Consider the following 255-nt stretch of genomic DNA (forward strand, 5'->3'; position numbering starts at 1 on the left):
CTGGTATTATTATCTATAACATTTTTTTCTGCAATTTTTTCTGCAGCATCCAGTTCTTTAAGACTTTCATTGAAACGTCCATAATTATAGTATCGGTTGGCAATATTAAGATGTCCCCAAACAATTCCTTTTGGATAATTTTGCTTCTCTGCCTGCTTCATTAGCTTTCGATTCCAGGTAATGACTTCATCAAAAGATTTATTTTGTATTACCCAATAATGATTATAGATTAAAAGAGAATCAAATTCTTTAGGT

At 30.6% G+C, this 255-nt stretch carries 1 protein-coding gene; it reads right to left on the bottom strand.

The window, feature by feature from the left end; translation table 11 throughout:
• Positions 1-255 (bottom strand): hypothetical protein (locus SB772_RS43250; protein ID WP_410838929.1); only part of this gene is annotated, 255 nt, incomplete at both ends.

The sequence above is a fragment of the Paraburkholderia sp. SIMBA_030 genome, from assembly GCF_046535245.1.
Taxonomy (GTDB): Bacteria; Pseudomonadota; Gammaproteobacteria; order Burkholderiales; family Burkholderiaceae; genus Paraburkholderia.